This is a genomic window from Aeromonas genomosp. paramedia (assembly GCF_023093515.1).
Lineage (GTDB): Bacteria > Pseudomonadota > Gammaproteobacteria > Enterobacterales > Aeromonadaceae > Aeromonas.
This window is the reverse complement of the sequence record NZ_JAAROG010000003.1, coordinates 124,893-151,457: the sequence shown is the minus strand read 5'-3', so window position 1 is coordinate 151,457 and position 26,565 is coordinate 124,893. Positions and strand designations below refer to the sequence as shown.

Here is a 26,565-nt window from a genome sequence, read left to right as displayed (position 1 = left end):
TATGCTCCTTCATCCATCCGTTTCGGTGGCGTGAATGTCGCAGGCAAGTGACAACCAATGGATGACAAGGCGTTCTATGCGCCTCCATCCATCCGTTTCGGCGGTTTGAATGTCGCAGGCAAGTGACAGCCAATGGATGACAAGGCGCTCTATGCTCCTCAATCCATCCGTTTCGGTGGCTTGAATGTCGTAGGCAAGTGACAGCCAATGGATGACAAGGCGCTCTATGCTCCTCAATCCATCCGTTTCGGTGGCTTGATTGTCGCAGGCAAGTGACTGTATATAGAGGGAAAATCGGTTATCTTCCCCATCCAAAAGCGGCGCCATCAGGCGCCGCTTTTTCATTGATGGCGTCTCTCATCCCCCACTCCTAACCTCTAAGAACCAGTCCAAGACCTGTCGCGAGACCGTCAGCAAGGTAAAGAGCTGCGCATGAGCCTTGATCACGGTCTCGCAGCAAGATCGCAGATTGATTCCAAGAGCCGCCGGTCGCCTCGGCCGGAACATGCTGGAGAATACGAAGATGGACAACACCCTGGTCTGGGCCGACATTCCGACGCGGGATCTGGATCGCGCCATGGACTTCTACTCGGCCCTGCTCGATGTGCAGGTCACCCCCATACAGGAGGAGGAGATGCGCTTTGCCATGCTGCGCTACGATGGCAGCAACGCGGCGGCCTGTCTCGGCCCCATGGACAAATACCACCAGCCCGGTGGCGCCGGTCCCCTCATCTATCTCTCCCTGGGTGACAGGCTGCAGGAGGCCGAGCAGCTGGTTCCCCGGCTCGGCGGGCGGGTGCTCGAACCCCTGCATTCCATCGGCAGCGGCCACGGCTCCCGGGTCATCATCGAGGATACCGAAGGCAACTGGCTGGCCCTCTATGCCCCGCCCGCTCCTTGAGCCGCATAAACAATAACGGCGACCCTGGGGTCGCCGTTATTGTTACCTGACACCAATCAGAAGCGATCAGGCTTCGGGATTGAGGCGGGTCGGCATGCCGGTACGCTGTTCCAGCACCTGCTTGACCACGTTGGAGTCGCTGTCCATGTGGGCGATGAAGCGGGTGGTGGCCGGGGTCATGGGGAGCGGTACCGAGGCGGTGGAGTTGAACTCCTCCTCGGTGCGCGACAGCGGCTCGTGCACTTCCATGTAACGACCGCCATCCGGCTCGACCGTGGTCTTGACCGGCTGGTTGACGAACTGGACGCGGGTACCGACCGGCACGTTGTCGAACAGGTACTTGATGTCATCGGCGCGCAGACGCACGCAGCCGCTGCTCACCCGCAGGCCGATGCCGAAGGTGGCGTTGGTGCCGTGGATGGCGTACAGGTTGCCGATATAGAGGGCGTGCAGGCCCATGGGGTTGTCCGGACCGGCCGGCCAGACCGCAGGCAGTGTCTTGCCCTGGGCGGCGTAGCGGCGACGGATGTTCTCGGTCGGAGTCCAGGTCGGGTTGGCGCGCTTGCGCTCCACCTTGGTGATCCAGTTCTCCGGGGTGTTGACCCCCAGCTGGCCGATGCCGATGGGCAATACCTGCACCACGTTCTTGCCTTTCGGGTAGTAGTAGAGACGCATCTCGGCCACGTTGATGACGATCCCCTCGCGCGGCGCATTCGGCAGGATCAGCTGATGCGGAATGGTCAGCTTGCTGCCCGGCGTCGGCAGATAGGGGTCGACGCCCGGGTTCGCTTCCATGATGTTGGTCAGGCCCAGCTGGAAGTCGGCGGCGATCTGCTCCAGCGGACGGTTGTCCGCGGGCACCACGTATTCCTGGTTCTCACCGATCAGACGGCTGTTGGCGGCCGGCAGCGCGTATTCAACGGCGGCGGCCTGCTGGCTGACCAGGGTCAGAGTGCAAAAAAGGGCCGAAGCGGCAATGCGAAGGGGATTCATAAAATTCCTGTATGGTTTCCTGTACCTGTTGGCCTGAAGCCGGTTCATCCTCGGTCTGTCCCTTGTCACGAGTCACGCTCGCCCGAGGCCAATACCGAGCGCGCATTCTTTCCCGAGTCGGACAAAATTTCAACTTGAAGAGGGGGCTTTTTCACGGAAAAGATCCATTCTCCCCCCAACAATCGGCCGTATCGGGTGCCTGTTACCCTAACATCGCCAATCTGAGCACAAAATGAACATGCATCCGGCCCGCCACCCTAGCGCCAAATTGCATGATGGCGCCGTCACGAGTACAATCTCGCACCCCTTTTATCAGGAGTATCGAGTCATCTCGTGCTCTGGGTGTACCTCATCGGGTGGCCGTGCGTCGAGTACGGTCGCACCATGCCGATGACCCTATACGGCGCCATCAGGTGGCGCCGTCCTGATTTGCAATCAGACAGAAAGAGTCCAACATGTTCAGACCAGAATTGCTCTCCCCCGCCGGGACCCTCAAGAATATGCGTTACGCCTATGCCTATGGCGCCGACGCCGTCTATGCGGGCCAGCCGCGCTACAGCCTGCGGGTGCGCAACAACGAATTCGATCACGAGAATCTGCAGCTCGGCATCAACGAGGCCCATGCCCTGGGCAAGCAGTTCTATGTGGTGGCCAACATCCAGCCCCACAACTCCAAGCTCAAGACCTTCATCCGCGACATGCGCCCCGTGGTGGACATGAAGCCGGATGCGCTGATCATGTCCGACCCCGGTCTCATCATGATGATGCGCGAAGCCTTCCCGGACATGCCCATCCACCTCTCGGTGCAGGCCAACGCGGTCAACTGGGCCACGGTGAAGTTCTGGCATCAGATGGGCCTGACCCGCGCCATCCTCTCGCGCGAACTGTCGCTCGACGAGATCGAAGAGATCCGCATGCAGGTGCCCGAGATGGAGCTGGAAGTCTTCGTCCACGGGGCGCTGTGCATGGCCTACTCGGGCCGCTGCCTGCTCTCCGGCTACATCAACAAGCGTGACCCCAACCAGGGCACCTGCACCAACTCCTGCCGCTGGGAGTACAAGGTGCATGAGGGCAAGGAAGATGACGTGGGCCAGATTGTCCACCGTCAGGAGCCCATCGCCGTGCGCCCGGACAACACCCTGGGGCTCGGCAAGCCGAGCGATGCCCTGGTGCTGCTGGAAGAGTCCAACCGCCCCGGCGAGTACATGACGGCGTTCGAGGACGAGCACGGCACCTACATCATGAACTCCAAGGATCTGCGCGCCGTCGAGCACGTGGAGCGCCTGACCAAAATGGGCGTTCATTCGCTGAAAATCGAAGGCCGCACCAAGTCCTTCTACTACTGCGCCCGCACCGCCCAGGTCTATCGCAAGGCCATCGACGATGCGGTCGCCGGTCGTCCGTTCGATCCGACCCTGATGGGCACCCTCGAGAACCTGGCCCACCGTGGCTATACCGAGGGCTTCCTGCGCCGTCACAACCACAGCGAGTACCAGAACTACGACTACGGCTACTCCGTCTCCGACACCCAGCAGTTCGTCGGCGAGATCACCGGTCGCCAGGGCGACATGGTGGAAGTGGAAGTGAAGAACAAGTTCCTGGTGGGCAACAGCCTGGAGCTGATGACCCCCCAGGGCAACGTCAGCTTCAACCTGGAGCAGATGCAGAACCGCAAGGGCGAGCTTATCGACACCGCGCCGGGCAACGGCCACGTGGTCTATGTGCCCGTCCCCAAGGAGATCGACGTCAACTACGGCATACTGCTGCGCAACCTGGGCGATCGCCAGGACACCCGTCAGCCCCACTCGGCGGCCTGAGATGGCGCTGCTCATCACCGACAAGTGCATCAACTGTGACATGTGCGATCCCGAGTGTCCGAACCAGGCCATCAGCCTGGGGGAGAAGATCTACGAGATAGATCCCAGTCGCTGCACCGAGTGCGTCGGCCACTATGAGAAGCCCACCTGCATCAGTGTCTGCCCTATCGACTGCATCATCTGGGATCCCGCTCACGTGGAGACCGAAGAGCAACTGATGGACAAGTTTGTGCTGATGCACCGGCAGTAGTGCCGGACCTGCGGGCCATCCAGAAATAGAAAAAGCCGGGCATGCCCGGCTTTTTCTATTGCGCTACAGCCCACTCAGGGCTTGACCAGCTTCTGCAGCGCCTCAAGCTCGCGCTGGGCTTCCAGCAGCTCGGCCTGGGATGCCTCCAGCTTGGCCTGCTTCTTGGCGATCTTGTCCGGCTTGCCCGAGACCCGGGCGCTCTGCAGATCCGCCAGACGCTCCTCCACCTCTTGCTTCTGCTTGGCCACCTTTCGCTGCTGCTCCTCGAGGAGCCCGGCATCGGTGCAATGGGTCTCGATGTTGCGCAGGGCCTGCTCCAGGCCCGCCACCTGCTGCGCGTTATCGTGCGCCCGGGCGAAGCTCAACTGCTCGGTCACTGCCTGATGCCTGGCCTTGCAGCCGACGTTTTCACTGCCATAGGCCTGTCCGGCCAACAGCAATAATCCTATTCCGGCGATCTTCCACATAACGACCTCTTTGCTCTGTCATACTGGATGGCCGCCTATGAAACCTGACTCATACCCCGAGGTCAAGGCACAGGGAAAGGGCTACGACAGAGTTTGCACTGGGTCATGCCGCCGCCATGCCGGCGACGCTACAATGCCCCTTTCAACCCGGAGAGTCCCATGAAGCAACAGATCGTCATCATCGCCAACGGTGCCCCCTATGGCAGCGAAACCCTGTTCAATGCCCTGCGCCTGGGGATAGCCCTCAACGAGCAGGAAGACATCGACCTGAAACTCTTCCTGATGTCAGACGCAGTCAGCGCCGCCCTGGCGGGCCAATCCCCCGCCGAGGGTTACAACCTGCGCCAGATGCTGGAGATCCTGCTGGCCCAGGACACCCGGATCCGGCTGTGCAAGAGCTGCACGGATGCGCGGGGCATCACGGCCCTTCCCCTCATCGAGGGCATAGAGGTAGGCACCCTGCCCCTGCTGGCCCAGTGGACACTGGCGGCCGACAAGGTGCTGACCTTCTAGAGATCAGGGCTCGGCCCGGACCAGCGCAGGGCGTGAGGTCCGGGTACTCAGGCCATAGAGCATCAGGATCGCCAGGCAGAGCAGCGCCATGCAGCCATAGAGCCAGCTGCCCCCCCAGTTGGCCAGGATCCAGCCCCCCAGCAGGGCGCCGATGGCGATCCCGAGCCCGGACATGGAAGCCGCCCCGAAGTAACTGCCCTTGAGGTGCTCCGGCGCCATCTGATCGACCAGCACATTGAGCAGCGGGAACAGGATGCACTCGCCGATGCTGAGCAGGATCACCGCCACTATCCAGTGCCACCAGATAGCGGTATCCCCGAGCGCGAACTGCAGCTGGGCGCTGAGGAAGAAGGCGACCCCGAGCTGCAGTCGGCGCTTGATAGACCAGTTGGCAGTCAAGTGCAGCAGCGGGAACTGCAGGATCACTATGGTCAGCGCATTGGTGCTCACCAGCCAGCCGATGAGGCGCTCCACCTCAGGGGTCCCCGCCCGGGTCAGGTACTGGATGAGCGGTGACTCGAACTGGGCATAGACCAGCATCAGCAGCATGTTGGCCATCGTCAGCAGCAGGAAGCCCCTGTCCTGCCAGAGCACCCGCAGCACGGCGCGCATGCCCGGGCCGGCGGCATGGCTTGGCTGACAGGCGGCCAGTCGAAAACCGACGAAGAAGATGAAGCCGAGCAGCAGATAGCTGGCACTGAGCAGCAGGAAGGTCTCCTGCCGTGCGCTCAGGCCGTAGCTGACCCCGAGCAGGGGACCGATGGCCGCCCCCAGGTTGAGCAGAAAGTAACGCAGGTGCAGCGCCAGCTCGCGGGCCTTGGGCTCGGCCAGGCTGTCGGCCATCAACGCCTTGCCAGGGGAATCGATGAGCCCGTAGGAGAGTCCGCTGCCGATCACCCCGAGAGCCAGCCAGATCACCTGATGGGAGAGGCCGAGCAGGGCGACGCTCAGGGCGGACACCAGGCAGCCGAACAGCAGTATGTTGCGCCGCCCCCATTTGTCCGACAGCCAGCCGCCATAGAAGCTGACCAGGGTGGAGAGGGCCGCCGTGGCCCCCAGGATGAGGCCGATCAGGGTCGCCGACAGCCCGTAGTCGCGATAGAGCAGGATGGAGAGAAAGGGCCAGACCATGAAGAAGGTGGTGCGCACCATGAAGGTGCCCAGGATGACGATCCAGACTAACGGGGGAAACTGCCTGAGATAGGCCCATGACATGCTGCACTTCCTTTTGACAACGTGACGGCGAGTCGTCCCTTATAGCAATTGGCGCCAAAAGGAACAAGGCATCTTCTCTCTGGTCTCCACAGGCAGACAGGCACAAAAAAGCCGACCCTGAGGTCGGCTCTTCACAGAACGGGTGCCTTATTCGGCAGCCGGCTCTTCGGCAACGGCCACGTCGGCAACCGGGGCGACGGCTTCGGTCGGTGCATTCGCTTCCTTGATGGAGAGACGCACGCGGCCCTGACGGTCCACTTCCAGTACCTTCACCTTCACCACGTCGCCGATCTTCAGGAAGTCGGCCACGTTCTGCACGCGGGCATCGGTGATCTGGGAGATGTGCACCAGACCGTCTTTACCCGGCAGTATGTTGACGAAGGCGCCAAAATCGGCCAGACGCACAACCTTGCCTTCATAGATGCGGTTCACTTCGATCTCGGCGGTGATGGCCTCGATGCGACGGATGGCTTCCATGGCGGCTTCGTTGGCAACGGCAGAGATGCGGACGGTACCGTCATCATCCAGCTCGATGTTGGTGCCGGTCTCTTCGGTCAGGGCACGGATCACGGAACCGCCCTTGCCGATGACATCCTTGATCTTCTCGGGATTGATCTTGATGGTGTGGATGCGCGGGGCGAAATCGGAGATTTCGGCACGGGGAGCCTGGATCGCTTCGTCCATGACCTTCAGGATGTGCAGGCGAGCGCCACGAGCTTGCTTGAGGGCAATCTCCATGATCTCTTTGGTGATGCCTTCGATCTTGATGTCCATCTGCAGCGCGGTGATACCCTGGGTAGTACCGGCCACCTTGAAGTCCATGTCGCCCAGGTGATCTTCGTCACCCAGGATGTCGGACAGCACCACGAAACCTTCTTCTTCCTTCACCAGACCCATGGCGATACCGGCAACGGAGGCCTTGATCGGCACACCCGCGTCCATCAGCGCCAGGGAAGAACCACAGACGGAGGCCATGGAGGAGGAACCGTTGGATTCGGTGATTTCAGAGACCACGCGCACCACGTACGGGAACTCGGCGGCGCTCGGCATCACGGCAGCAACGCCGCGCTTGGCCAGACGACCGTGACCGATTTCACGACGCTTGGGGCTGCCCATCATGCCGGTCTCGCCGACGCAGTACGGCGGGAAGTTGTAGTGCAGCATGAAGCGGTCGGCACGGTGGCCAGACAGCTCGTCGATGTTCTGGGCGTCACGCTCGGTACCCAGGGTCGCAACCACGATGGCCTGAGTCTCGCCACGGGTGAACAGGGCGGAGCCGTGAGCGCGCGGCAGGATGCCGGTGCCGACGGACAGGGCGCGGATCATTTCCGGATCGCGACCATCGATGCGCGGCTCGCCACGGACCACACGGCCACGGACGATGCGGCTTTCCAGGCTGTGGAACTCTTCGCCGATCTTCTTGGCATCTTCTTCCACGCCGGAGGCGATGACCTGCTCGACCACGCGCGCCTTGATGGCACCGATGGCGGCGTAACGCACTGCCTTCTCGGTGATGCGGTAGGCTTCACCCAGTTCGGCGGTCGCCAGCTCGGCAACCTTGGCTTTCAGCGCTTCGTTGACGGCAGGCGGGGTCCAGTCCCAGGGCTGGGTACCCACGTCGGCGGCAAATTCGTTGATGGCGTTGATCACCACCTGCATCTGCTCGTGGCCATAGACCACGGCGCCCAGCATCACCTCTTCGGACAGGATGGCCGCTTCGGATTCCACCATCAGCACCGCGTTGGCGGTACCGGCAACCACCAGGTCCAGATCGCTCTGGGGCAGTTCGGTGGTGGTCGGGTTCAGCACGTACTGACCGTTCATGTAACCCACGCGGGCAGCAGCAATGGGGCCGCCGAACGGGATACCGGAGATGGCCAGGGCAGCAGAGGCACCGATCATGGCAACGATGTCGGGGGACACGGCCGGGTTCACGGACATGACGGTGGCAACCACCTGAACCTCATTGAGGAAGCCTTCCGGGAACAGCGGACGAATAGGACGGTCGATCAGGCGGGAGATGAGGGTCTCACCTTCGCTCGGACGGCCTTCACGACGGAAGAAACCACCCGGGATACGACCAGCAGCATAGGTACGCTCCTGATAGTTGACGGTCAGCGGGAAGAAATCACGGCCGTGATCGGCCTCTTTCTTGCCGACGACGGTCACAAATACGCAGGTATCGTCCATGCTGACCATGACGGCCGCAGTGGCTTGACGGGCCATCACACCGGTTTCCAGGGTGACGGTGTGTTGACCGTACTGGAATGACTTTACAATAGGATTCACGTGAATTTCCTTTTTACAATTTGGCGCTTTAAATTCGCGTGCAAGTATACTTGATTCGCATCAAAAGGTAAGCGGTGGCACGCATTCTGTGAGGCAGGCAACGGTTTGCCGCGCGATAAAAATGATCCATAAAAAAGGGGAACCTCACGGTTCCCCTTTTTCGCGAAATCTGATGGTCGATTAACGACGCAGACCCAGCTTGGCGATCAGAGCAGCGTAACGCTGAACGTCTTTACGCTTCAGGTAGTCCAGCAGCTTGCGACGCTGGGAAACCATGCGCAGCAGACCGCGACGACCGTGGTGATCCTTGGCGTGCTCCTTGAAGTGACCTTGCAGATGGTTGATCTGGGCAGTCAGCAGGGCAACCTGCACTTCGGGGGAACCGGTGTCGTTGGCGCAACGAGCGTTGTCAGCAACGATGGAAGCTTTGATCTCAGCATTTAGAGACATGGTATTACTCCAGTAGAGTGTTTAAAGGTTCACAGCCAATCTCTAATTCAGCCGTGAAATGAGGGCGGTATCATAATCGCAGCCGCCCCTTTTCGCAACGATAAAGAGGAGCGAGCTGCATGCGCCCTGGCCGGTGAGCCAGGGCGATACCGCCAGAGGATCACTCCTCGTCGCGATCGTCGTGATAACGCACCAGCCGCTTGGGGGCGACCCGCCCTTCGTCGTCGATCTCGCCGACGCCGATGAACTCGCGCTCAGGACCCACCGTCATGCGGACCTGGCCGCTTTGCGGCGCACCCGCCACCTGCACGGCCTGGCCCTGGTTCACATAGGCGGCCACGGCCGTCAGCATGTTCACCTCGGGCAGGGACGCCACTGCGGTATCCATCGGCAGCAGCAGGGGATCCAGCTGCTCCCGTGGCGGAATGCTCTCGGCCTTGGCCTGCTCGAAGATGCACTCGAGCTGCTCCAGGGTCAGCATCCGATCATACGGATAGCTGGCCACCTGGGTGCGACGCAGCTGGGTGACGTGGGCGCCACAGCCCAGCACTTCGCCGAGATCGTCCACCAGGGAGCGGATGTAGGTGCCCTTGCTGCAGTGCACCTCGAGACGCACCTCATCCCCTTCGAAACTCAGCAGTTTGAGCTCGAATACGGTGATGGGACGGGCTTCCCGCTCGATCTCTATGCCTTCACGGGCGTACTCGTAGAGCGGACGACCGTTGTGCTTGAGAGCGGAGTACATGGACGGCACCTGCATGATGGGGCCGCGGAACTGGTCCAGCGCCTCGATCAGGGTACCCACGGCCACGTTCACCGGACGGGTGGAGACCACCTCGCCGTCGGAGTCGCTGGTGTTGGTGCGCTCGCCCAGCTTGGCGGTCACCTCATAGCGCTTGTCCGCCTCCAGCAGATACTGGGAGAACTTGGTGGCCTCGCCCAGGCAGATCGGCAACATGCCGGTCGCCAGGGGATCCAGGGCGCCGGTGTGGCCGGCCTTGGCCGCGTTGTAGATCCGCTTGACCTTCTGCAACACATCGTTGGAAGTCAGACCGGTCGGCTTGTCCAGCAGCAGGATACCGTGTACGTCACGGCCCTTGAAACGACGTCTTCGAGACATCTCAGGCTTTGTCCTCAGTAGTATCATCCGGTGCGGCTTCGTCTTCTTCACGACCGGCTTCGGTCATGCGACGCTTGTCTTCACGCACAGTGTTGGTCACCAGGTTGGAGAGGCGCATCCCCTCGACCAGAGTCTGGTCGTAGTAGAAACGCAGCTCCGGCACCACCCGCAGACGCATGGCGCTGCCAAGCAGGCTGCGAATGTAACCGGCCGCCTCGGTCAGGCCCTTGAGCCCTTCCGCGATACGCTCGGCGTCATTCTCCAGCTGCAGGAAGGTGACGTAAATCTTGGCATAGTTGAGGTCCTTGGACACTTCCACGTCGGAGACGGTCACCATGCCGATGCGCGGGTCTTTCACCTCGCGCTGCAGGATCAGCGCGATTTCACGCTGGATCTGCTGCCCGACCCGACGGGTCCGGCTGAATTCTCTGGCCATATTCTATCCTGCGATAAAAGGGGGCCGCAGCCCCCTATTTGTTCTAACGCTCGGCTTACAGAGTCCGCTGAATTTCAATGGTCTCGTAAACTTCGATCTGGTCGCCTTCGCGCACGTCGTTGTAGTTCTTGACCGCGATACCACACTCGTAACCGTTGCGGACCTCGTTGACGTCATCCTTGAAGCGACGCAGGGATTCCAGCTCGCCTTCATAGATAACCACGTTGTCACGCAGAACGCGAATACGGTTGGAACGCTTGACCACACCTTCGGTGACCATACAGCCGGCAACGGCGCCGAACTTCGGTGACTTGAAGACGCTACGGACTTCAGCCAGACCGATGATCTCCTGACGATACTCAGGGGCCAGCTTGCCGCTCATGGCCTGCTTCACTTCGTCGATCAGGTCATAGATGACGGAGTAGTAACGCAGATCCAGGCTCTCGGATTCGATGACCTTGCGCGCAGAAGCGTCGGCACGGACGTTGAAGCCCACCAGGATGGCGCTGGAAGCAGCCGCCAGGGTAGCGTCGGTTTCGGTGATACCACCGACCCCGGAACCCACGATCTTGACCTTGACTTCGTCGGTGGAGAGCTTGACCAGCGCATCGCAGATCGCTTCCACAGAACCCTGTACGTCGGCCTTGATCACCACGTTCACTTCGGACACTTCGCCCTCGGTCATGTTGGCGAACATGTTTTCCAGCTTGGCCTTCTGCTGGCGAGCCAGCTTGACTTCGCGGAACTTGCCCTGACGATAGAGAGCCACTTCACGGGCCTTCTTCTCATCACGCACGACGGTGGCTTCGTCACCGGCAGAGGGAACACCGGACAGACCCAGGATTTCCACCGGCAGGGACGGACCCGCTTCCTTGATCTCGCGACCCAGTTCGTCACGCATGGCGCGAACACGGCCGTATTCGAGACCACAGAGCACGATGTCACCCTGACGCAGGGTACCTTCTTGTACCAGTACGGTGGCAACCGGGCCACGACCCTTGTCCAAGAAGGATTCGATCACGACGCCGTTGGCCATGCCATCGACGACCGCTTTCAGCTCCAGCACTTCGGACTGGATCAGGATGGCTTCCAGCAGCTCGTCGATGCCTTCGCCGGATTTGGCGGAGACGTGGACGAACTGGCAATCGCCACCCCAGTCTTCGGACATGACGTTGTAACGGGCCAGCTCGGTCTTGACGCGATCCGGATCCGCTTCAGGCTTGTCGATCTTGTTGACCGCCACCACCAGGGGCACTTCTGCCGCCTTGGCGTGCTGGATGGCTTCGATGGTCTGCGGCATGACGCCGTCATCGGCAGCAACCACCAGAACCACGATGTCGGTCGCCTTGGCACCACGAGCACGCATGGAGGTAAACGCGGCGTGACCCGGGGTATCCAGGAAGGTGATCATGCCACTGTCGGTCTCGACGTGGTAGGCACCGATATGCTGGGTAATGCCACCGGCTTCGCCTGCGGCGACCTTGGCTTTACGGATGTAGTCCAGCAGCGAGGTCTTGCCGTGGTCGACGTGACCCATGATGGTCACGACAGGGGCACGCGGCTTGGCTTCGGAGGTCTCGTCACGATCGGACAGTACTGCCTCTTCCAGCTCGTTCTCGCGGCGCAGCACCACCTTGTGACCCATCTCCTCGGCGACCAGCTGAGCGGTCTCCTGATCGATCACCTGGTTGATGGTGGCCATGGCCCCCATCTTCATCATCACCTTGATGACTTCGACGCCCTTGACGGCCATCTTGTTGGCCAGCTCGGCCACGGTGATGGTCTCGCCGATGACGACGTCACGGTTCACCACGGCAGCCGGCTTGTTGAAGCCGTGCTTCATGGCGTTCGGCATGGCCATCTTGCCACGCTTGCCCTTGCGGGCGCGGGGGTTGCGGGAGTCACGGTCGTCTTCGCGGCGAGTGGCCTTTTTCGGGGCCTTGGCAGCGGCAGCCGTGCGACGGCTGGTCTCTTCCTTACGATCCAACTCATCTTCGGCCGCTTGCGCGTGCTTGTTGGTGGTCAGATGGTAATCGCTGCTCTCTTTGGCACGAGCGGCCTCTTCCTCGGCCCAACGGGCCGCATTCTGTTCCGCCATGACACGAGCCTCTTCGGCTTTCTTCGCGGCGAGTTCTTCAGCTTTTTGCAAAGCTGTCTGTTCCTGTTGGCGCTTCAGTTCTTCTGCTTCGCGCTTGGCCATCTTTTCTGCCTCTTGCTGAGCTGTGCTAGCGGCTACTTTGGCGGGCTGTGGAGCCTGTCGAGCCTTTGATTGTGCCTCGATCCGCGCCTTTTCCTCAGCTTCACGACGAGCCTGCTCAGCCTCACGGCGAGCCTTCTCTTCAGCATCGAGACGGGCCTTGTTTTCGGCCTCGTGACGAGCTTTTTCTTCTGCTTCCAAACGCGCTTTTTCCTCGGCTTCCGCCTGACGCTGTTCATCTTCCAGCGCCGAGCGTTTTACATAGGTGCGAGTCTTGCGCACTTCAACCTGCACTTCCTTGTTCTTGCCGCCAGTCCCTTGAACACTCAGGGTGCTCTTGGTCTTGCGCTGCAAAGTCATGCGGGCTGGTGCGGTGATCTCGTCACCTCCATGCTGTTTTTTCAAGTGAGCCAGCAGAGTCTGTTTCTCAGACTCGCTGACGAGGTCGTCGGCCTTGCTCTTGCTGATACCGGCATCGACAAACTGCTGGAGAAGACGATCAACCGGCGTGTCGATGTCAGTGGCAAGTTGTTTGACTGATACTTCTGCCATTCATTTTCCTCCGTTTGACCTTATTCAGACTGCTCTTCTCCGAACCAACAGATATTGCGAGCAGCCATAATCAGCTCACCGGCTTTCTCAGCGGTCAGCTCTTCAATGTCGGCAAGGTCGTCGATACCTTGCTCTGCCAAATCTTCCAAGGTGCCGACGCCGCGAGCGGCCAGGGCATACGCCATGTCACGGCCAAGGCCGTTGAGATTGAGCAGTTCTTCGGAAGGCTCTACGCCGTCGAAGGATTCTTCTTTGGCCAGGGCCTTGGTGGTCAGGACATCCTTGGCACGCTTGCGCAGCTCTTCCACCATGTCTTCGTCCAGACCGTCGATGGCCAGCAGCTCATTGACGGGCACGAAGGCGATCTCTTCCAGGGTGGAGAAACCTTCTTCCATCAGCAGACCGGCGAAATCGTCGTCGATGTCCAGCGCTGTGGTGAACAGGGTCAGGATGCGGTCGTTCTCGGCCTGGTGCTTGGCACGCATGTCCTCGACGGTCATGACGTTCAGCTCCCAACCGGTCAGCTGGGAGGCCAGACGCACGTTCTGACCGTTGCGACCGATGGCCTGGGCCAGGTTGGCGGCTTCCACGGCGATGTCCATGGTGTGGTTGTCTTCATCGACGATGATGGAGGCCACATCGGCAGGCGCCATGGCATTGATCACGTATTGGGCCGGGTTGTCATCGTACAGCACGATGTCGGCACGCTCACCGCTCAGCTCGGCGGAGACCGCCTGAACGCGGGCGCCGCGCATGCCGATACAGGCACCGATCGGGTCGATACGACGATCGTTGGTCTTGACCGCGATCTTGGCGCGGGAACCCGGATCACGGGCAGCGCCCATGATTTCGATCATCTCTTCGCCGATCTCCGGCACTTCGATGCGGAACAGCTCTTTCAGGAAGTCCGGGCTGGAGCGGCTGACGAACAGCTGGGAACCACGGGCTTCCGGACGGACTGCATACAGCAGGCCACGGATGCGGTCACCGGGACGGAAGGTCTCACGGGGCAGCATGTCGTCACGGAAGATCACGGCCTCGGCATTGCTGCCCAGATCCAGGATCACGTTGTCGCGGTTGCTCTTCTTGACCACGCCGCTGATGATGGTGCCTTCCTTGTCCTTGAACTGGTCAACGACTTGGGAACGCTCGGCCTCGCGCACTTTCTGCACGATGACCTGCTTGGCGGTCTGGGTGGTGATGCGGTCGAAGGTGACAGAGTCAATCTGGTCTTCAACATAGTCGCCGATCTGGATATCCGGCTGCTCGATCTGAGCGGCTTCGAGGGTGATTTCCCCGTACGGGTTCTCCATGGAAGCCTGATCGGCCACCACGACCCAACGGCGATAGGTGTCGTAGTCACCGGTCTTGCGATCGATCTCGACCCGAACTTCAATCTCGCCTTCGTATTTTTTCTTGGTCGCAGTCGCCAGCGCAGTCTCCAGAGCCTGGAAAATCTTCTCGCGGGGGACAGCCTTCTCGTTGGACACAGCGTCAACGACCAGCAAAATCTCTTTATTCATATCCGATAGCCTCGTTAACCAAAGTTCGGCACTATGTTCGCTTTTTGGATATTGGTGAAAGCCAACACCTCGTCCTTACCATCTACTGTCAGGGTGATCATGTCCCCCTGCACAGCTTTGATTACGCCTTTGAACTTGCGGCGGTTGTTTGTTGCCATCCGAAGCGAAACCGCCGCCTCCTGGCCAACGTATTTTTCGAACTGGGCAACCTTGAACAGCGGACGATCCAGGCCCGGGGAGGACACCTCGAGGTAATACTCCTCGGTGATGGGATCTTCGACGTCCATGATGGCGCCAACCTGGCGGCTCACCTCGGCACAGTCTTCCACCGTCACGCCTTGCTCCGAGTCGATGAAGACGCGCAAGGTCGAGTGCTTACCCGCACGGATAAACTCGACACCCCAAAGTTCAAAACCCAAGGCAACGACCGGAGCCTCGAGCAGATCGGTCAAACGTTGTTCCAACGTAGCCAAAGTCACCCTCCGAAAAACAAAAAAAGGGCATATAGCCCAGATAGAGATCGATTCAGAGTAAATCGCACATAACAAAAAGCCCCGATGTCAAATCGGGGCTTGGCGCTTTACCCTGATTGTCGCCTCGCAGCGACCGCCTTCCTGAGCGTAGGAAATGCGTGAAATTTGGTTGCGGGGGCCGGATTTGAACCGACGACCTTCGGGTTATGAGCCCGACGAGCTACCATGCTGCTCCACCCCGCGTCCGAAATCGTGCGAGATTATAGCCACTTCATTCTCATTACACAAGACTGACAGGCTATAACTTCCCGGTTACCCGGGTTCACTGCTTAATTGGTGCCGTGGGCGGGACTCGAACCCGCACACCCTAGAGCACTACCCCCTCAAGATAGCGTGTCTACCAATTCCACCACCACGGCAAAAACTCTTTACTCGGGAACGTCAGTGTCTTTCTTCACTGGCGCTTTGGTCTGCTCAACTTGCTGAGTCTGTTGCAGATTTTCCCATTCGCTACCCTGTTTTACCTTGTTGCTTGACATGGAGCCAAGCACCAGGCTGATCAAAAAGAACAGAGTGGCCAAAATTGCAGTTGTGCGGGTCAGGAAACTGCCTGAACCACCGGAGCCGAATACGGTATTCGATGCCCCTGCGCCGAAGGAGGCGCCCATATCAGCCCCTTTACCTTGCTGAATCATCACCAGACCGATCAGAGCCAGTGACACCAGCAGATAAACGACTAAAAGAATCTCGTACATTTAACTTGCACCCTTTGCCGCTTCAACAATTCCTAAAAACGCATCGCTGTCGAGGCTTGCTCCACCTATCAGTCCGCCATCAATGTCGGGCTGGGCAAACAAATCTCTCGCGTTGGTCGGCGTCACGCTCCCACCATAGATGATTCTGACTTTCTCACCTATTACCGGAGTATCCTCCGCCAAGCGACCACGTATAAAGGAATGAACCTCTTGTGCCTGCTCGGGTGTGGCGCATTTACCTGTACCTACAGCCCAAATCGGCTCGTAGGCGATGATAGCATTATCGAAAGCCATCGCGCCATTTTTCTCTATGACGATATCCAGCTCTTCGGCGATCACCTCGAAGGTTCTTCTCGCCTGTCTCGCCGCACCTGACTCCCCCAGACAAAGGATGGGAATCAAACCTGCCGCTCTGACTGCCGCAAACTTCTCTGCGACGATAAAGCTGGTCTCACCAAAGAGACGCCTGCGCTCGGAGTGACCGACCAGTACGTATCGGCACCCTGCCTGGACCAGCATCTCACACGAGACTTCACCCGTATAAGCGCCCTGTCTGTGCTGGCTCACATTCTGAGCCCCCAACCTTATCACCTTCTGCTCATCGAGCAGTCGTGCGGTAAAGTCGAGATGCACATGGGAAGGACAGAGAACAACATCTACATCATCACCAACACCCTTCAGGCATTGACTCGTAAACTGCTCTAACTGCGACCTACTACCGTGTAACTTCCAGTTGGCTGCTACAAACGGCTTGCTATGTCCCATCGGCAACTCCCTTGCGAAAGCGGGGCTGATAATATCCAGAGGATGATCAGCTGACAAGTGCTATTTTCAAATTTTCGAATCGTTTGAACAAGATACAACCAGGGCGATTAAAAAATCACCCTGGCTGCTCATTAAAACGCCGATTCGACCTGTTGGGCGATGCGTTGTGCCATGTCACGCACCTGTTGCTCATGCTCCCCTTCCACCATGACCCGGATCAGGGGCTCGGTGCCGGATTTGCGCAGCAGGACACGGCCACGGCCGCCCAGTTCCTGTTCCACCTTGGCCACTTCCTGCTGCACGGCTTCGGCCGCCAGCGGATCCTTGCCCTCAGCAAAACGTACGTTCACCAGTACTTGGGGGAACTTGCTCATGCCGGAGCGCAGCTTGGCCAGCGGCATCTCCGCAGAGCACACCGCCGTCAGTACCTGCAGGGCGGCGACTATGCCATCCCCTGTGGTGGTCTGGTCCAGGCAGATGATGTGACCCGAGTTCTCGCCACCGATGCGCCAGCCCTTCTCGTTCATCATCTCGAGCACGTAGCGGTCACCCACCTTGGCACGGGCAAACGGAATACCGAGCGTCTGCAATGCCAGCTCCAGGCCCATGTTGGCCATCAGGGTACCGACCACGCCGCCCTTGAGGCGGCCGTTGCGCAGAGCATCGCGGGCGATGATGTAGAGGATCTCGTCCCCGTCGATGATGTAGCCAGTGCTGTCTACCATCACCAGGCGATCGCCGTCACCGTCGAAGGCAACACCGAGATCGGCCTTGCACTCCAGCACCTTGGCGGCCAGCGCCTCTGGTGCGGTGGAGCCCACCCCATCGTTGATGTTGAGGCCATCCGGGCTGCAACCGATGGCAATCACCTCGGCGCCCAGTTCGCGGAACACCGAGGGGGCTATGTGATAGGTGGCGCCATGGCCGCAATCCACCACCATCTTCACCCCTTCCAGGCTCAGATGGGTGGGGAAGGTGCTCTTGCAGAACTCGATGTAACGGCCGGCGGCATCGTCGATGCGCTGCGCCTTGCCAAGTTCGGCGGACTCCACGCACTTGAGCTCGTGATCCAGTTCGGCCTCGATGGCCAGCTCCACCTCATCGGGCAGCTTGGTGCCGTCGGCGGAGAAGAACTTGATGCCGTTGTCGTAATAGGGGTTGTGGGAGGCGCTGATGACGATGCCGGCCTCGGCACGGAAGGTGCGAGTCAGGTAAGCCACCGCCGGCGTCGGCATGGGGCCCATCAGTATGGCCTTGAGGCCCGCAGCGGAGAGGCCCGCTTCCAGCGCCGATTCCAGCATGTAGCCGGAGATCCGGGTGTCCTTGCCAATCAGCACCTTTTTAGTGCCCTTCTTGGAGAGCACCTTGCCGGCGGCCCAGCCCAGTTTCATCACGAAATCCGGGGTGATCGGGTATTCACCCACCTTGCCGCGCACACCGTCTGTGCCGAAGTACTTTCTGGTCATTGTCTGTTCTCGTTATTTTATCTGGATACGAAATCTTGTCCCGTCATGGTCATCCAGCCTACGCGCAGCGCGTCCATGGTGGCTCGCACGTCGTGCACCCGGATGATCCTGGCGCCATGTTGCAACCCGATCAGGGCGCAGGCCAGGCTGCCGGCCAGCCGCTCATCAACGGGGCGGCCAAGCAGATTGCCTATCATAGACTTTCGCGACATCCCCACCAAGAGCGGCAGACCGTAATCCAGCAACTTCAGCTGCCCGGCCAGCAACTGATAGTTGTGTGCCACCGTCTTGCCAAAGCCGTAACCCGGATCCAGCAGCAGGTGCCGGCGCGGGATCCCGGCATCCAGGCAAGCGGCTATCCGCTCGTCGAAGAAGGCCCTCACCTCCCCCAGCAAGTCCTCGTAATGAGGTTCCGCCTGCATGGTTCTCGGCTGCCCCTGCATGTGCATCAGGCACACGGGCACGTCAGCCTCTGCCGCGGCAGCCAGGGCGCCGGGTTCGAGCAGGGCCCGCACGTCATTGATGAGGTGGCCCCCTGCCGCGCAGCCCGCCCTCATTACGGCAGCCTTGGAGGTGTCGAGAGAGATCATCACATCCAGCTCCTGCGCCATCCGCTCGACCACGGGGATGACTCTGTCCAGCTCCTCCTGCTCGCTCACGTCGGGGGCGCCGGGGCGGGTCGACTCGCCGCCGATGTCGATGAGGGTGGCCCCCTCCTCCATCATCTGGCGAGCATGGGCCAGGGCCAGTTCAAGCTGCTTGAAGCGGCCACCATCGGAGAAGGAGTCCGGCGTCACGTTGAGGATCCCCATGACGTGGGGACGCTCCAGGGAGAGGCTGCGCCCCTTGCTGATTAGTTGCATCTTTACATCTACCTGTCACAAGAAAATCTGGATATCCGCACAAAGAAAAACCCCGGGCAAGCCCGGGGTTTGGATCATGAAAGCTTATTTGGCCGGCACATCGTTCGCCTTGTCGATATCATTCAGCGGTGCGCTGTTGTCATCGGCCTGCGCCTTGACCTCGGGCTCGCTGCTCACGCTGGCGCCCCCTTGCGGGGTGTCACCGTGTTCATCGTGCCAGTTGCTGGGAGCACGTACCTCACGACGAGCCATCAGATCGTCGATCTGCTTGGCATCTATGGTCTCGTACTTCATCAAGGCATCCTTCATGGTGTGCAGCACATCCATGTTGTCCTGCAGGATCTGCTTGGCACGAGCATAGTTGCGATCGATGACCTGCTTGACCTCGGCATCGATGACGCGCGCGGTGTCGTCGGACATGTGCTTGGCCTTGGCCATGCTGCGGCCAAGGAAGACTTCACCGTCTTCTTCGGCATAGAGCATGGGGCCCAGACGCTCGGACATACCCCACTGGGTCACCATCTTGCGGGCGATGTCGGTGGCACGCTCGATGTCGTTGGAGGCACCGGTCGATACCTTCTCGGCACCGTAGATCAGCTCTTCCGCCAGACGACCACCGTACAGGCTGGAGATCATCGACTCCAGATGCTGCTTGGAGTGGCTCCAGCGATCCTGCTCCGGCAGGTACATGGTCACCCCAAGGGCACGGCCACGGGGAATGATGGAGACCTTGTAGACGGGGTCATGATCCGGCACGACCCGACCGATGATGGCATGACCGGCTTCATGATAAGCCGTCATCTCCTTCTCGGACTCCTTCATCACCATGGAGCGACGTTCCGCCCCCATCATGATCTTGTCCTTGGCCTTCTCGAACTCGTTCATGGACACCACGCGGCGGCTCTCACGGGCGGAGAACAGGGCGGCCTCGTTGACCAGGTTGGCGAGATCGGCACCGGAGAAACCGGGCGTACCACGGGCAATCAGCGCCGGATTGACGTCATCCGCCAACGGAACCTTGCGCATGTGCACCTTCAGGATCTGCTCGCGGCCGCGGACATCCGGCAGACCGACCACGACCTGACGGTCGAAACGACCTGGGCGCAGCAGAGCGGGATCCAGCACGTCTGGACGGTTGGTCGCGGCGATGACGATGACGCCTTCATTGCCTTCGAAACCATCCATCTCGACCAGCATCTGGTTCAGGGTCTGCTCACGCTCATCGTGGCCACCACCCAGACCGGCGCCACGCTGGCGACCGACCGCGTCGATTTCATCGATGAAGATGATGCAGGGGGAGGACTTCTTGGCCTGCTCGAACATGTCGCGCACCCGGGAGGCACCGACACCCACGAACATCTCGACGAAGTCGGAACCCGAGATGGTGAAGAAGGGCACCTTGGCCTCACCCGCGATGGCCTTGGCCAGCAGGGTCTTACCTGTGCCGGGGGGGCCGACCAGCAGCACGCCGGTGGGGATCTTGCCGCCCAGTTTCTGGAACTTGGTCGGATCGCGCAGATAGTCGACCAGCTCTTTGACCTCTTCCTTTGCCTCGTCACAACCCGCCACGTCAACGAAGGTGGTCTTGATCTGATCTTCACTCATCAGGCGAGCCTTGCTCTTGCCAAACGACATGGCACCCTTGCCACCGCCGCCCTGCATCTGACGCATGAAGAAGACCCAGACACCGATCAGCAACAGCATCGGGAACCAGGAGATGAAGATGGACGTGATCAGAGACGGCTCTTCCGGCTTCTCACCCATCACCTTCACGTTGTGGTTGAGCATGTCGTTGAGCAGTTGGGGATCCGGCGCAGGGATGATGGTGGTGAAACGTTCACCGGTGCGCTTGACGCCATTAATGACCTTGCCATCCATCCGCACTTCACGGATCTGCTCTTGGGTCACTTCTTTCACGAAGCTGGAATAGTCCAGCTGGCGACTGGTGGTATCGCTGGGGCTGAAGCTATTGAACACCGACATCAGCACGACGGCGATGACCAGCCACAGGATTAGGTTTTTCGCCATGTCACTCAAATCAATGACCTCGCAGACTGACAGTTAACGATGAGGGTTAGGGTACTACAGTTTAAAACCGGTAGCCACAATGTAGACTTCTCGTGAACGGGCACGGGAGGAGTCTGGTTTACGAATCTTGACGACAGAGAAAAGTCTACGAATTTCATTGAGATAGGCGTCAAACCCCTCCCCCTGGAATACCTTGACCACGAAACTGCCATTACTGCGCAAGACCTGATTGCACATGTCCAGCGCCAGCTCGATCAGATACATGGAGCGAGCCTGATCCACCTGCTGGGTCCCGCTCATGTTGGGGGCCATGTCAGACATGACCACATCGACCTTGTCCGGGCCAACCCGGGCCAGCAAGGCGGCAAGCACAGTTTCCTCCCGAAAGTCCCCTTGCAGGAAATCGACACCGGCAATGGAATCCATCGGCAGAATATCGCAAGCAATCACTCGTCCCTTTTCACCCACCTGCTCGATGGCGAACTGGGACCAGCCACCGGGGGCCGCCCCCAGATCCACCACCGTCATGCCCGGCTTGAGCAGTTTGTCCTTGCCCTGGATCTCATCGATCTTGAACACGGCGCGGGAACGCAGTCCCAACTTCTGGGCTTTTTTGACGTAATGATCGTCAAAATGTTCTTTTAACCAGCGGGTTGAACTGGGGGAATGTTTTTTCTGGGTCATGATTGTCGACTTTAAAAAACCACAAGGGTTATTAGTATTAAGGGCTAAGTGGGGGTAGAATACGCCCCTTTCAACCCTGACTTATGAAGAAATTGCCATGATTCTCAACAATAAACAGAAACAGTACCTCAAGGGCCTCGCCCACAGCCTGAAGCCGGTCGTCCTGCTGGGACAACACGGCCTGACCGAAGGGGTGCTGGCCGAGATCGATCTGGCGCTGAACCATCACGAGCTGATCAAGGTTAAGGTGTCGTCTGAAGATCGTGAGATGAAACAGCTGGTGATGGAAGCCATCGTCCGTGAGACAGGCGCCATCAAGGTACAGAGCATGGGCCATGTACTGACCATCTATCGTCAGGCCACAGAACCCAAGATCCAGTTGCCCCGCAAGTAACAGGAAAGAGCGTTCGCTCTTTCCTTCATTTCCCTTCTTCCCAAGTCGCTTGCCAAAATAGTCGTCAGGCCCTTAACCTGCGATGAATACTTGCGGACACCCACTATGGACAAGCATCAGATTCTCACCGACGAGGAGCTGGCCATGCTGCAGGACTTGGGAGACGCCGAGGACATGGCCGCCGGCCAGTTCCTGCGAGGCAACCTGAGTCTTCCCCTACAGAGCCTGTTGCAACGGGCCAGCCCCCTGACGATCGAGGCCCGCATCGCCGGCCACCAACTGCGTTTTCCGCTGCATTGTACCCTGGCGGCGGAAGGCCACACCGAGCTGCGCATCGCCGCCCCCACCATCACTGAGCTGGGCTCTCCTCACCTGCGCGCCTGGCGACTCGATGAGAAAGCCGTCCTGCATACCAGCGATGCCGAGTATGAGGTGCACAGCCTCTCCCTCGGTGGTCTCATCGTGGCCGGTTTGCCACCGACGCTGGCCAAGGGCGACCGGCTGCACGGCACCCTCGGCATAGAGGGCTTGCCCCCCCTGGCACTGAGCGGCACCCTGATAAGGCATGTCCAGTCCCACCAGAAGCACCATGACTGGGCCTTGAAATTCCAGCTGGACAAGGGAGACCAGGAGCAACTGCGGGACTGGCTCTTCCAGCGTCATCAGGACGCCTTCGTCCAGACCTATCAGGGGGACTAAATGCAACAGGGGAGCCGGGGCTCCCCTGTCTGTCTCTGTCAAAACTCAATCAGAGATAGGCGACTTCCAGGATCTCGTATTCCACATCGCCACCCGGCGTCTTGACGATGGCCACGTCGTCCACTTCCTTGCCGATCAGGGCACGGGCAATGGGCGAGTTCACGGAGATCATGTTCTGCTTGATGTCCGCCTCGTCGTCACCCACGATGCGGTACACCACTTCCTCTTCCGTCTCGCTTTTCAGCAGGGTCACGGTCGCACCGAAGATGACGCGGCCATTGTTGGCAATCTTGGTGATATCGATCACCTGGGCATTGGAGAGCTTGCTCTCAATCTCCTGAATGCGGCCTTCACAGAAACCTTGCTGCTCGCGAGCGGCATGGTACTCGGCGTTTTCTTTCAGATCACCATGTTCACGGGCATCAGCAATCGCTTCGATAATCTGGGGACGCAGCTCGCTCTTCAGATAGTCGAGCTCTTGACGCAGCTTTTCAGCGCCGCGAACAGTCATCGGAGTATGATTCATAGTCGAAACCTGGGTTGCTTTATAAAGAGAAGCTGCGGCAATCAAAGAGAGCCGCAGCTATCGGTTCGGATGAGGCATCTTAATATGAAGCCGTCACAAAATCCATGTCAGCCCCTGCGAGCGGGATCGCGCTTCCTGGCGAAAGCTACTTGGGATCCGCCACCCCGATAGGGGCAGATACCGTCGGTTTACCCTGCATGATGGCGATCTCCACCCGCCGGTTCACGCGCCGGTTCTCCGGGCTGTTGTTCGGCACCAGCGGCTGGGAATCCGCCATGCCCTGCACCACCAGGCGGTTGCCGTCAAAGCCGGGCACCTTGATCATCTGGTGGGCCACCGCCACCGCCCGCTGGGACGAAAGCTCCCAGTTGGACTGGAACAGCTCGTCTTCGGTGGCGACGTCATCGGTATGACCGGAGACGGTGATCTCCCCCGGCACATCCTTGAGCAGGATCGCGACTTTACGGATCACCGGCCAGAACTGGGGCTGCAGGAAGGCGGAGCCCGCCGGGAACGCCGCCTTCTCGCGGATGCGAATGATGATCTGCTGGCCCAGCGCCTCTATCTCGATGGCACCGTCCTGGATCTGGGCCTGCATCTGCTCGGCCAGCGCCTTGGCCAGTTCGTTGGACTGCTGCTGCGCCTTCTGGGCCTGCTGGGCTGTGTCGCCCCCGCTCTGCTGACCCTCGGTCTTGTCATGCCCCCCCGCCTGATCCGCATCCCCGGGCTGAAAATCCAGCTCGGTCTGGGTCATGTCTATGGTCTGCTGCATGATGGTGTCGATGGGCGTCGGTTCAGGCCGGCCGGGGCGAAACTCCTGGGCGATGACCGAGGTCCCCTTAGGAATATCCTTCACCTCCAGGATGTTCTGCACCCCGAACGCCTTCTCCATGGAGCCGGCGATCTGCTTGAACTTCTGCACATCCATCTCCGCAAAGGAGAGCAGCAGCACGAAGAAGCACATCAACAGGGACATGAGATCGGCGAAGGTACCCATGTAACCGGGCAGGCCGGGCGGCGGACACTTGCACTTTGCCATGGGGCCTCCTATTCAACCCCGTTGTTGCGTTTGGACTGATTCAGGTAGTTCTGCAGCATGGCCTGGATCACGCGAGGGTTCTGGCCATCCTGAATGCCCATGATGGCGTCGAGGATCAGGGTGCGGCTCAGCTGCTCCTCGCCGCTGCGCAGCTCCAGCTTGTCGGCGATAGGGATGGCGATCATGTTGGCTTCAATCGCTCCGTACAGCGTGGTCAGCAAGGCCACCGCCATGGCCGGGCCGATGGACTTGGGATCACTCATGTTCGCCAGCATGGCCACCAGCCCCACTAGCGTACCTATCATCCCCATGGCGGGGCCGAGGTCGCCCAGGGAGCGAAACACCTTGACGGCGATGACGTGGCGTTCAGAGGTCAGCTCTATGTCTTTTTCCATCACGGCGCGCACCACGTCGGCGTCATGGCCGTCCACCAGCATGTCGATGCCCTTCTTCATGAAGGGATTGGGGATCTCCGCCGCCTCCAGCGCCAGAAAGCCTCCCTTGCGGGCCGCGTCCGCCAGCTCCACTGCCTTGGCAATCAGATCGTCGAGCTTGTCGCCCTTGTACATGAAGGCCTTGCCCGCAACCTTGAACGCCATCAGGAACTGGCTGAGGTTGAACTTCATCATGCAGATGAAGAGGGAACCCAGTATGGTGATATAGACCGAGGGCATATCCACATACATGCTCATGGGGCCACCCAGCAGCATGCCGTACACCACCACCCCGAATCCCAGCACTATGCCTATCAGACTGCCTAAATCCACATCCCTACTCCTGTCACCGAACTTGCCATCTATTTATATTTTGTTGAATTTTCTGCTATTGCGCCCCTGGCAGCAAGCCCGGCACACCTCAATAACCCATCGGCAGTACATGGATGCCAGCCCCTTTCTATCGGCCGCGGTCAGGATAGTTTGAGGACGGCACACTTTTCTGCCTCCCCCCTGTGCCCGGTCGATGTTAAGATGAGCCGTTTTTTTCAATCCCCGAGGATGGACATGGCCAGTAAAAAAATCGACCGTCTGAGTTTTGATGCCACCCTGGAAGAGCTGGAAACCATAGTGCATCAACTCGAACAGGGGTCGCTCCCCCTCGAGGAGGCACTCAAACAATTCGAACAGGGCATCCATCTGGTGCGGGCCGGCCAGCAGAAGCTGGAGCAGGCCGAGCAGAAGATCCAGATCCTCCTGACCCAGGCCGACGGCAGCGAACAGGCGGTCCCCTTTCGATCAGAGCAAGGAGAGGAGTGAGTGACCCTGGACGATTTCTCCCGCCTGCACCGGCGCCGCATCGACGACTGCCTCTCGGCACAGCTTGAGGCTCTGCCCGCCATGGCGCCGCGCCTGCGGGACGCGATGAAATACGGCCTGCTGCTCGGCGGCAAACGGGTACGCCCCTTCCTGGTCTACGCCGTGGGCGAGATGCTGGGGGTGCCAAGCGAGCGGCTCGACGGCCCTGCCGCCGCAGTGGAGTGCATTCACGCCTACTCCCTGCTGCACGACGATCTGCCCGCCATGGACAACGACGATTTGCGCCGCGGCCAACCGACAGTCCACAAGGCGTTCGATGAAGGCACCGCCATCCTGGCCGGTGATGCCCTGCAGACCCTGGCCTTCTCCATCCTGGCGGATCATCCCCTCCCCGACGAGCTGCTGGCCAACCGGGTACGGATGCTGAGCGCCCTGGCCCGCGCCTCCGGTTATCTCGGCATGTGCGGCGGTCAGGCGCTGGATCTGGAGGCCGAAGGCCGCCGGATCAGCCTCGCCGAACTGGAGCAGGTGCACCGCCACAAGACGGGCGCGCTCATCGAGTGCGCCGTCACCCTGGGGGCCCTGTGCAAGGCCGACGTGGAACCCGCCACCCTGGCCGCGCTGCAAACCTATGCCGCCGCCATCGGGCTCGCCTTCCAGGTGCAGGATGACATCCTCGACATCACGGGCGACACCGCCACCCTGGGCAAGCCGCAAGGCTCGGATCTGGCGCAGGAGAAGAGCACCTATCCAGCCCTGCTCGGTCTCGACCCTGCCCGTGAGCTGGCTCGCGAACTGCATGACAAGGCCTTAACAGCCCTGCAATCCTTGCCCTACAATACCGACATTCTGGAAGCGTTTGCCGATTACATCATCGAGCGAACCCACTAAACGCTG

At 60.0% G+C, this 26,565-nt stretch carries 28 protein-coding genes and 2 tRNA genes; 8 read left to right on the top strand and 22 right to left on the bottom strand.

From position 1 onward, the window contains the following. Window positions 1–9 precede the first annotated feature (9 nt). Window positions 10–345 carry a hypothetical protein gene (locus HB860_RS03175; RefSeq protein WP_247625714.1) on the bottom strand — a complete coding sequence of 112 codons (336 nt, stop codon included), beginning with the start codon at window positions 343–345 and terminating at the stop codon, window positions 10–12. Window positions 346–505: 160 nt separating this feature from the next. On the opposite strand from HB860_RS03175, the gene HB860_RS03170 reads away from it, so the two are divergent. Next, on the top strand, window positions 506–901 hold the full coding sequence (locus HB860_RS03170; RefSeq protein WP_162519240.1) for a VOC family protein: 396 nt from the start codon (window positions 506–508) through the stop codon (window positions 899–901). A 66-nt stretch (window positions 902–967) separates the two neighbouring features. Here the strand turns inward: HB860_RS03170 and HB860_RS03165 are convergent, their stop codons facing one another. Beyond that, window positions 968–1,894, bottom strand: coding sequence for a L,D-transpeptidase family protein (locus tag HB860_RS03165; protein ID WP_005326662.1), 927 nt, complete (start codon window positions 1,892–1,894; stop codon window positions 968–970). A 455-nt stretch (window positions 1,895–2,349) separates the two neighbouring features. Here HB860_RS03165 and yegQ point away from each other — a divergent pair, with 455 nt between their 5' ends. Further along, entirely contained in the window at window positions 2,350–3,711 is a 1,362-nt protein-coding gene (gene yegQ, locus HB860_RS03160) for a tRNA 5-hydroxyuridine modification protein YegQ (protein ID WP_041205198.1), read from the top strand. A gap of 1 nt (window position 3,712) precedes the next feature. Continuing rightward, window positions 3,713–3,961, top strand: coding sequence for a YfhL family 4Fe-4S dicluster ferredoxin (locus HB860_RS03155; RefSeq protein ID WP_202046522.1), 249 nt, complete (start codon window positions 3,713–3,715; stop codon window positions 3,959–3,961). A gap of 74 nt (window positions 3,962–4,035) precedes the next feature. Here the strand turns inward: HB860_RS03155 and HB860_RS03150 are convergent, their stop codons facing one another. Next, window positions 4,036–4,428 (bottom strand): DUF1090 domain-containing protein, encoded by a 393-nt coding sequence (locus tag HB860_RS03150; protein WP_202046523.1) that lies wholly within the window; start codon window positions 4,426–4,428, stop codon window positions 4,036–4,038. Between the two features lie 159 nt (window positions 4,429–4,587). Here HB860_RS03150 and HB860_RS03145 point away from each other — a divergent pair, with 159 nt between their 5' ends. Beyond that, window positions 4,588–4,941: a DsrE/DsrF/TusD sulfur relay family protein gene (locus tag HB860_RS03145; protein WP_247625713.1), complete on the top strand. Its 354-nt coding sequence runs from the start codon at window positions 4,588–4,590 to the stop codon at window positions 4,939–4,941. A 3-nt stretch (window positions 4,942–4,944) separates the two neighbouring features. Here the strand turns inward: HB860_RS03145 and HB860_RS03140 are convergent, their stop codons facing one another. From HB860_RS03140 to rlmE, 16 genes are all read right to left on the bottom strand, one after another. Beyond that, window positions 4,945–6,156: an MDR family MFS transporter gene (locus HB860_RS03140; RefSeq protein WP_247625712.1), complete on the bottom strand. Its 1,212-nt coding sequence runs from the start codon at window positions 6,154–6,156 to the stop codon at window positions 4,945–4,947. Between the two features lie 147 nt (window positions 6,157–6,303). Then, window positions 6,304–8,445, bottom strand: coding sequence for a polyribonucleotide nucleotidyltransferase (gene pnp / locus HB860_RS03135; RefSeq protein WP_139437353.1), 2,142 nt, complete (start codon window positions 8,443–8,445; stop codon window positions 6,304–6,306). 180 nt (window positions 8,446–8,625) lie between these two features. Continuing rightward, a complete protein-coding gene (gene rpsO / locus HB860_RS03130) occupies window positions 8,626–8,895 on the bottom strand; it encodes a 30S ribosomal protein S15 (RefSeq protein WP_005317514.1) in 270 nt (89 codons plus the stop codon). Window positions 8,896–9,055: 160 nt separating this feature from the next. Further along, window positions 9,056–10,015, bottom strand: coding sequence for a tRNA pseudouridine(55) synthase TruB (gene truB, locus HB860_RS03125; RefSeq protein WP_042648796.1), 960 nt, complete (start codon window positions 10,013–10,015; stop codon window positions 9,056–9,058). A 1-nt stretch (window position 10,016) separates the two neighbouring features. After that, window positions 10,017–10,451, bottom strand: coding sequence for a 30S ribosome-binding factor RbfA (rbfA, locus tag HB860_RS03120; protein ID WP_005326642.1), 435 nt, complete (start codon window positions 10,449–10,451; stop codon window positions 10,017–10,019). A gap of 55 nt (window positions 10,452–10,506) precedes the next feature. Further along, entirely contained in the window at window positions 10,507–13,200 is a 2,694-nt protein-coding gene (gene infB, locus HB860_RS03115) for a translation initiation factor IF-2 (protein WP_139437351.1), read from the bottom strand. Window positions 13,201–13,220: 20 nt separating this feature from the next. Continuing rightward, window positions 13,221–14,723, bottom strand: coding sequence for a transcription termination factor NusA (gene nusA / locus HB860_RS03110; RefSeq protein WP_042648795.1), 1,503 nt, complete (start codon window positions 14,721–14,723; stop codon window positions 13,221–13,223). A 14-nt stretch (window positions 14,724–14,737) separates the two neighbouring features. Then, window positions 14,738–15,196 (bottom strand): ribosome maturation factor RimP, encoded by a 459-nt coding sequence (gene rimP, locus HB860_RS03105; RefSeq protein WP_025326064.1) that lies wholly within the window; start codon window positions 15,194–15,196, stop codon window positions 14,738–14,740. A 166-nt stretch (window positions 15,197–15,362) separates the two neighbouring features. Next, window positions 15,363–15,439, bottom strand: a tRNA-Met gene (locus HB860_RS03100). A 91-nt stretch (window positions 15,440–15,530) separates the two neighbouring features. Continuing rightward, a tRNA-Leu gene (locus HB860_RS03095) sits at window positions 15,531–15,615 on the bottom strand. Between the two features lie 9 nt (window positions 15,616–15,624). Continuing rightward, entirely contained in the window at window positions 15,625–15,951 is a 327-nt protein-coding gene (gene secG / locus HB860_RS03090) for a preprotein translocase subunit SecG (RefSeq protein ID WP_025326063.1), read from the bottom strand. After that, a complete protein-coding gene (gene tpiA / locus HB860_RS03085; protein ID WP_247625711.1) occupies window positions 15,952–16,716 on the bottom strand; it encodes a triose-phosphate isomerase in 765 nt (254 codons plus the stop codon). 131 nt (window positions 16,717–16,847) lie between these two features. Then, window positions 16,848–18,182 (bottom strand): phosphoglucosamine mutase, encoded by a 1,335-nt coding sequence (gene glmM / locus HB860_RS03080; protein ID WP_106887617.1) that lies wholly within the window; start codon window positions 18,180–18,182, stop codon window positions 16,848–16,850. Window positions 18,183–18,199: 17 nt separating this feature from the next. Next, complete coding sequence (gene folP, locus HB860_RS03075; protein ID WP_247625710.1) at window positions 18,200–19,045, bottom strand: dihydropteroate synthase; 846 nt, start codon at window positions 19,043–19,045, stop codon at window positions 18,200–18,202. An 84-nt stretch (window positions 19,046–19,129) separates the two neighbouring features. Beyond that, window positions 19,130–21,082 carry an ATP-dependent zinc metalloprotease FtsH gene (ftsH, locus tag HB860_RS03070; protein ID WP_139437347.1) on the bottom strand — a complete coding sequence of 651 codons (1,953 nt, stop codon included), beginning with the start codon at window positions 21,080–21,082 and terminating at the stop codon, window positions 19,130–19,132. 45 nt (window positions 21,083–21,127) lie between these two features. After that, entirely contained in the window at window positions 21,128–21,757 is a 630-nt protein-coding gene (gene rlmE / locus HB860_RS03065) for a 23S rRNA (uridine(2552)-2'-O)-methyltransferase RlmE (protein ID WP_025326058.1), read from the bottom strand. Between the two features lie 97 nt (window positions 21,758–21,854). Here rlmE and yhbY point away from each other — a divergent pair, with 97 nt between their 5' ends. Further along, a complete protein-coding gene (yhbY, locus tag HB860_RS03060; RefSeq protein WP_025326057.1) occupies window positions 21,855–22,151 on the top strand; it encodes a ribosome assembly RNA-binding protein YhbY in 297 nt (98 codons plus the stop codon). Between the two features lie 105 nt (window positions 22,152–22,256). Next, entirely contained in the window at window positions 22,257–22,850 is a 594-nt protein-coding gene (locus HB860_RS03055) for a PilZ domain-containing protein (RefSeq protein WP_247625709.1), read from the top strand. Between the two features lie 49 nt (window positions 22,851–22,899). On the opposite strand, the gene greA is transcribed toward HB860_RS03055, so the two are convergent. The 3 genes from greA to pomA form a co-directional block, all read right to left on the bottom strand. After that, window positions 22,900–23,376 carry a transcription elongation factor GreA gene (gene greA, locus HB860_RS03050; RefSeq protein ID WP_139437343.1) on the bottom strand — a complete coding sequence of 159 codons (477 nt, stop codon included), beginning with the start codon at window positions 23,374–23,376 and terminating at the stop codon, window positions 22,900–22,902. A gap of 145 nt (window positions 23,377–23,521) precedes the next feature. Further along, window positions 23,522–24,415, bottom strand: a complete 894-nt coding sequence (locus HB860_RS03045) for a flagellar motor protein MotB (protein WP_247625708.1) — start codon at window positions 24,413–24,415, stop codon at window positions 23,522–23,524. A gap of 8 nt (window positions 24,416–24,423) precedes the next feature. Beyond that, window positions 24,424–25,182, bottom strand: a complete 759-nt coding sequence (gene pomA, locus HB860_RS03040) for a flagellar motor protein PomA (RefSeq protein WP_139437339.1) — start codon at window positions 25,180–25,182, stop codon at window positions 24,424–24,426. Between the two features lie 234 nt (window positions 25,183–25,416). Between pomA and xseB the strand changes: the two genes are divergently transcribed. Together xseB and ispA are read left to right on the top strand one after the other, a co-directional pair. Further along, window positions 25,417–25,668 (top strand): exodeoxyribonuclease VII small subunit, encoded by a 252-nt coding sequence (xseB, locus tag HB860_RS03035; RefSeq protein WP_025326041.1) that lies wholly within the window; start codon window positions 25,417–25,419, stop codon window positions 25,666–25,668. Then, window positions 25,669–26,559 carry a (2E,6E)-farnesyl diphosphate synthase gene (ispA, locus tag HB860_RS03030; protein ID WP_202046532.1) on the top strand — a complete coding sequence of 297 codons (891 nt, stop codon included), beginning with the start codon at window positions 25,669–25,671 and terminating at the stop codon, window positions 26,557–26,559. The last annotated feature ends 6 nt before the right edge of the window (window positions 26,560–26,565 follow it).

What these genes read in the sequence shown, in the direction of transcription:
- secG (WP_025326063.1), bottom strand. Translation starts at nt 15,951, where the DNA reads ATGTACGAGATTCTTTTAGTCGTTTATCTGCTGGTGTCACTGGCTCTG.
- HB860_RS03155 (WP_202046522.1), top strand. Translation starts at nt 3,713, where the DNA reads ATGGCGCTGCTCATCACCGACAAGTGCATCAACTGTGACATGTGCGAT.
- HB860_RS03140 (WP_247625712.1), bottom strand. Translation starts at nt 6,156, where the DNA reads ATGTCATGGGCCTATCTCAGGCAGTTTCCCCCGTTAGTCTGGATCGTC.
- truB (WP_042648796.1), bottom strand. Translation starts at nt 10,015, where the DNA reads ATGTCTCGAAGACGTCGTTTCAAGGGCCGTGACGTACACGGTATCCTG.
- rlmE (WP_025326058.1), bottom strand. Translation starts at nt 21,757, where the DNA reads ATGACCCAGAAAAAACATTCCCCCAGTTCAACCCGCTGGTTAAAAGAA.
- xseB (WP_025326041.1), top strand. Translation starts at nt 25,417, where the DNA reads ATGGCCAGTAAAAAAATCGACCGTCTGAGTTTTGATGCCACCCTGGAA.
- yhbY (WP_025326057.1), top strand. Translation starts at nt 21,855, where the DNA reads ATGATTCTCAACAATAAACAGAAACAGTACCTCAAGGGCCTCGCCCAC.
- yegQ (WP_041205198.1), top strand. Translation starts at nt 2,350, where the DNA reads ATGTTCAGACCAGAATTGCTCTCCCCCGCCGGGACCCTCAAGAATATG.
- glmM (WP_106887617.1), bottom strand. Translation starts at nt 18,182, where the DNA reads ATGACCAGAAAGTACTTCGGCACAGACGGTGTGCGCGGCAAGGTGGGT.
- HB860_RS03165 (WP_005326662.1), bottom strand. Translation starts at nt 1,894, where the DNA reads ATGAATCCCCTTCGCATTGCCGCTTCGGCCCTTTTTTGCACTCTGACC.
- tpiA (WP_247625711.1), bottom strand. Translation starts at nt 16,716, where the DNA reads ATGGGACATAGCAAGCCGTTTGTAGCAGCCAACTGGAAGTTACACGGT.
- HB860_RS03145 (WP_247625713.1), top strand. Translation starts at nt 4,588, where the DNA reads ATGAAGCAACAGATCGTCATCATCGCCAACGGTGCCCCCTATGGCAGC.
- infB (WP_139437351.1), bottom strand. Translation starts at nt 13,200, where the DNA reads ATGGCAGAAGTATCAGTCAAACAACTTGCCACTGACATCGACACGCCG.
- nusA (WP_042648795.1), bottom strand. Translation starts at nt 14,723, where the DNA reads ATGAATAAAGAGATTTTGCTGGTCGTTGACGCTGTGTCCAACGAGAAG.
- rpsO (WP_005317514.1), bottom strand. Translation starts at nt 8,895, where the DNA reads ATGTCTCTAAATGCTGAGATCAAAGCTTCCATCGTTGCTGACAACGCT.
- folP (WP_247625710.1), bottom strand. Translation starts at nt 19,045, where the DNA reads ATGCAACTAATCAGCAAGGGGCGCAGCCTCTCCCTGGAGCGTCCCCAC.
- HB860_RS03150 (WP_202046523.1), bottom strand. Translation starts at nt 4,428, where the DNA reads ATGTGGAAGATCGCCGGAATAGGATTATTGCTGTTGGCCGGACAGGCC.
- HB860_RS03055 (WP_247625709.1), top strand. Translation starts at nt 22,257, where the DNA reads ATGGACAAGCATCAGATTCTCACCGACGAGGAGCTGGCCATGCTGCAG.
- HB860_RS03175 (WP_247625714.1), bottom strand. Translation starts at nt 345, where the DNA reads ATGAAAAAGCGGCGCCTGATGGCGCCGCTTTTGGATGGGGAAGATAAC.
- HB860_RS03045 (WP_247625708.1), bottom strand. Translation starts at nt 24,415, where the DNA reads ATGGCAAAGTGCAAGTGTCCGCCGCCCGGCCTGCCCGGTTACATGGGT.
- HB860_RS03170 (WP_162519240.1), top strand. Translation starts at nt 506, where the DNA reads ATGCTGGAGAATACGAAGATGGACAACACCCTGGTCTGGGCCGACATT.
- rbfA (WP_005326642.1), bottom strand. Translation starts at nt 10,451, where the DNA reads ATGGCCAGAGAATTCAGCCGGACCCGTCGGGTCGGGCAGCAGATCCAG.
- greA (WP_139437343.1), bottom strand. Translation starts at nt 23,376, where the DNA reads ATGAATCATACTCCGATGACTGTTCGCGGCGCTGAAAAGCTGCGTCAA.